This window comes from Nonomuraea sp. NPDC001684 (assembly GCF_053596515.1).
Genome location: NZ_JBSFGJ010000653.1, coordinates 1 through 3,863, shown reverse-complemented (window position 1 = coordinate 3,863; position 3,863 = coordinate 1). Strand labels below are relative to the sequence as shown.

General features: G+C 74.0%; 4 protein-coding genes. 1 reads left to right on the top strand and 3 read right to left on the bottom strand.

Annotated elements, in window-relative coordinates:
* Nucleotides 1–140: 140 nt before the first annotated feature.
* Nucleotides 141–641: a LuxR C-terminal-related transcriptional regulator gene (locus ACWCSD_RS49395; protein ID WP_449926272.1), complete on the top strand. Its 501-nt coding sequence runs from the start codon at nucleotides 141–143 to the stop codon at nucleotides 639–641.
* Nucleotides 642–673: 32 nt separating this feature from the next.
* Here the strand turns inward: ACWCSD_RS49395 and ACWCSD_RS49390 are convergent, their stop codons facing one another.
* From ACWCSD_RS49390 to ACWCSD_RS49380, 3 genes are all read right to left on the bottom strand, one after another.
* Complete coding sequence (locus ACWCSD_RS49390) at nucleotides 674–1,273, bottom strand: TetR/AcrR family transcriptional regulator (RefSeq protein WP_397162642.1); 600 nt, start codon at nucleotides 1,271–1,273, stop codon at nucleotides 674–676.
* Nucleotides 1,243–2,760 carry an FAD-dependent monooxygenase gene (locus ACWCSD_RS49385; protein WP_449926266.1) on the bottom strand — a complete coding sequence of 506 codons (1,518 nt, stop codon included), beginning with the start codon at nucleotides 2,758–2,760 and terminating at the stop codon, nucleotides 1,243–1,245. Before ACWCSD_RS49385 ends, ACWCSD_RS49390 begins: the two co-directional genes overlap by 31 nt.
* Before the next feature lie 157 nt (nucleotides 2,761–2,917).
* Nucleotides 2,918–3,853, bottom strand: a complete 936-nt coding sequence (locus ACWCSD_RS49380) for a CU044_5270 family protein (RefSeq protein ID WP_449926269.1) — start codon at nucleotides 3,851–3,853, stop codon at nucleotides 2,918–2,920.
* Between the last annotated feature and the right edge of the window lie 10 nt (nucleotides 3,854–3,863).

The following is a 3,863-nucleotide window of genomic DNA, read 5'->3' as shown; positions in this document are numbered from 1 at the left end:
CGTGCATCCGTAAGATCGCTAGGAGCTTCCCCCATGCACGAGTTCCGGAACGGAACGCCCGCCGGTCACCTCCCCGTCGTGTGGCGCAAGAGGTCGCCGCGCACGGCCGCCGGCGGCGGCACCGCCTCGACGTGGTGCTGATGGACATCCGCATGCCGCGCCTGGACGGCGTCGCCGCCACGGCGGAGATCGTGCGGCTCGCTCCGGCGACCCGGGTGCTCATGCTGACGACGTTCGACGACGACGAACTGGTCGTGGCGGCAGTCCGGGCCGGCGCCAGCGGCTACCTGACCAAGGACGTCCGGCCCGCCGCGCTGGCCCAGGCGGTGTGCGACGTCGCGGCCGGCACGGCGGCGCTGGCCCCGGGGGTCGCCGCGACGATCCTGGGCCTCCTGCGGCAGACGCCGATGCGCAGGACGGCGGCCCTGGACGGCCTCACCCCGCGCGAGGTCGAGATCTTCGGCCTGCTGGCGCGCGGCAGGTCCAACGCCGAGATCCGCGCGGAGCTGGTGCTGAGCGAGAACACGGTGAAGTCGCACGTCCGGGCCGTCCTGCAGAAGCTGGGCCTGCGCGACCGCGTGCACGCGGTGATCCACGCCTACGAGAACGGGCTCGTGGCCCGCGACGATCTGCCCGGCTGAGCGTGCAGGGACGGGACGGCGGCCGCGCGATGTCAGGGCCGGTACCCGATGTGCCCCAGCAGGGTCCGCAACCGGCGCTCGATCTGTTCGGCGGTCACGTCGTCGGCGTGCTGGAGCAGGACGGACCCGATCGAGCCGGCCAGGATGTCCTGGACGACGCCGGGGTCGGTGCCCGCCGGAAGGTGACCGGTCTCGACGGCCTGCCGCGCGACCTGGGCCACGGCGTCCAGCCGGGGCCGCAGGTAGCGCTCGGTGTAGGCGGCCACCAGCTTGGGGTAGTCGACCGAGGCGCCGATGACGCGGGCCATCAGCGCGCGGAAGCGGGGACGGCTGAGCAGCTCGGCGACGGAGCCGACCAGTTCCTCGATCGACCGCCCGGCCGGGGCGGCGTCGATGTCGGGGGCACGGGCGTGCTCCAAGGCGGCCATCAGGAGGTCCTCCTTGGTCCGCCAGCGCCGGTAGACGGTCAGTTTCGCCACGCCGGCGCGCTGGGCGACCGCTTCCACGCTGGTGCCCGCCGCGCCGCGTTCGATCAGCAGGTCCAGCGCCGCCTCCAGGATGGCGGCGTCGTTTCCCGGATCGCGGGGACGGCCGTGGCGTTCTACGCCGGCCACAGCACCTTGTTCAGCCATGTGGTCAGTCTGTCGGGTGCCGGATGGTGACGCCAACCGATGTGCCCGTCGGGGCGGATCAGCGCCACGTCGGGTGAGCCGGGCTCCACCGGCGTGAGCGCGAGGACCAGGTCGGCGCCCAACTCCGCCGCGGCGGCCGCGGCGTGGCGGGCGGCGACGTGCCGATCATCGGCGAGCACGACCCAGCGTCCGCCGATGGCGGCGTGCAGGGTGGTGGCGCCGCCGTCCGGGCGCCGGCAGGCGAGGTCGGGCATCCGGTCGCCGGGACGCAGTCCGGGCATCCACCGGTGCTCGGCCGGGGCCAGCGGTCCTCCTCGGTAGCTGATGCCGAGCTGGGAGGCGGCCAGCCACAGCCGGCGCTGCACGGCGGGCAGCCGCACGACCGGCAGGACGACGTGGTCGCGCAGCAGGCGTTTCCAAGGGGCGTTCGGCAGCATGATGTCCACGGCGGTGCTGGTGGCGCGCAGGACCTTGCGGGCCAGCGGCCGGCGTTCGCCTTCGTAGGTGTCGAGCAGCCGCCGGTCGGCGCGGCCGCGGGCGACCAGCACCAGCTTCCAGGCCAGGTTCTCGGCGTCGCCGAGGCCGGTGTTCTGTCCCTGGCCGCCGGTGGGGCTCTGGATGTGCGCCGCGTCGCCGGCCAGGAGGATCCGGCCGCGCCGGTAGGCGTCGGCCAGCCGGCGGTGGATGCGGAACTCCGAGGCCCAGCGGAGGTCGGTGACCGTGTCGAGGCCGATCCCGCTGCGGCGGGAGAACTCGCTCAGCACCCGGTCGCCGATCTCGCGTTCGGACAGCCGGTCCGGCAGCTGCGACGGCGGTTCGGTGAACACCCGCCAGGTGTCGTCGGGCAGCGCGGTGACCGACAGCATGTGGCCGGCCTCCATCCAGGTCGTGCTGCCGTTCCTGTCCAGCGGCCACCGGGCCTGCACGTCGACCATCAGCAGGCGTTCGAGGAGTTTGCGGCCGGGGAAGCCGATGCCGGCGAGCTTGCGCACGGTGCTGTGCGCGCCGTCACAGCCGATCAGCCAGTGGGTCCGGATCGGGCGCTCGGCGCCGTCGGCCGTGCGGACGGTGGCGGTGACGCCGGCGTCGTCCTGCCGGGCCGCGGCCAGGCGGGTGTCCCACTCCACCTGGCCGCCCAGTTCGGCCAGACGTCGCCGCAGCGTGCCCTCGATCTCGGCCTGCGAGATCAGCAGGGTCTGTTTCGGCTGGTCGGCGACGGCCTGGCCGACGTGGAGGCGCAGCACGGTGCGGGTGCCCTCGTTGTAGGACATGGTGAGCGAGGACCGGGAGCACTGGGGCAGGTCGCCGAGCGCGCCGATGCGTTCCAGGACCTCCCTGCCGCGTGGTTGCAGGCCGAGGGCGCGGGAGGTGGTGGCGGGGGCGGGGGCGGCGTCGATGACGCGGACGGGGATGTCGTGCAGGGCCAGGTGGACGGCCAGGGCCAGCCCGGTGGGGCCGGCGCCCGCGATGAGCACGGTGTCAGTCACTTAGTAAACGATACGGTACCGATTACTAAGTGGGGAAGGGGGCTCGGGCGACTCCGGGCCCGGCCCGGGGGTCGATCCCGACCACTGCGGGCCGGGCTCCCCTTGAGCCCGGCGGCCGGTGCCCGGCCCTCGTCACGGGCACCGGCCAGGGGCTCGGCTACGGAAGGTCGCCCGCCTCGTCGACGATGCCGACGGACACCCGGGCCCTGGAGGTGATCACCTCACCCTCGGGCAACCCGCTGTAGTACGGGTCGGGCGACTTGGCCCCGCCGACGTAGACGCGGCGCGCCCCGAGCAGGTCGAAGGTGGTCGGGTCGATGATGACCTCCTGGCGGACCCCGTCGTCGTCGCGGGTGTAGATCGCCACGCCCTGCCGGCCCAGCAGATCGCGCACCGGTTCCACGCCGACGTCGTCCAGCCGGGACAGGACGGTGTAGAGGGCGGCGCGCAGGCGAGCCGCCGGAGCGCCTTCTTCCAGGATGCTCAGGATCTGGTGGGACACCGCCCGCGCCTGCGGCAGAGCGATCTGGCTGGTGTCCTTCTTCAGGCGTTCGGCCAGGGCGGAGGGCTCCAGCGGCAGCGAGCGCAGGTAGGCGGGGTCGAACCGCAGACGGGGGTCCGCCCCGCCCCGGCGGCGTTCGATCGTCTTGCCGCCTTCCTTGCGCATGGCCCTTTCCTGGCCGTCGCCCCGCGTCCATCTCTCGACGGTCTCCCGCGAGTCCGCCCGGCCCGCGCCGGCCGGTGGCGCGGTGGCTCTGGCCGTCAGCCTGGGCGAGGTGTAGCTGTCCCATTTGACGTAGACCCACTGGTCGGCTCGCGGGTAGACGTCCGGCTGGCCGGCCGCCGCCGCCGTCGCGTGCTCGGCCAGGGTCTGCGCGTTGGCCACCGGCAGCCATGCCGGGGCGCCGGTGGTCTGCGTCCCCCGGCCGTCCGGGGCGAGGCTCTGCACCACCGTGACGCCCGCCGCGATCGTGGCGCCGAACGCGCCCACCGCGGCCACCCGCAGCACCACACGCCGGACCCGGCGGGCCGGTGCGCTTGCCGTCGCCGGAGATCTTGAGCATGTTGTCCTCGACCACCCGGTCTTCCTCACCGGGCTCCCC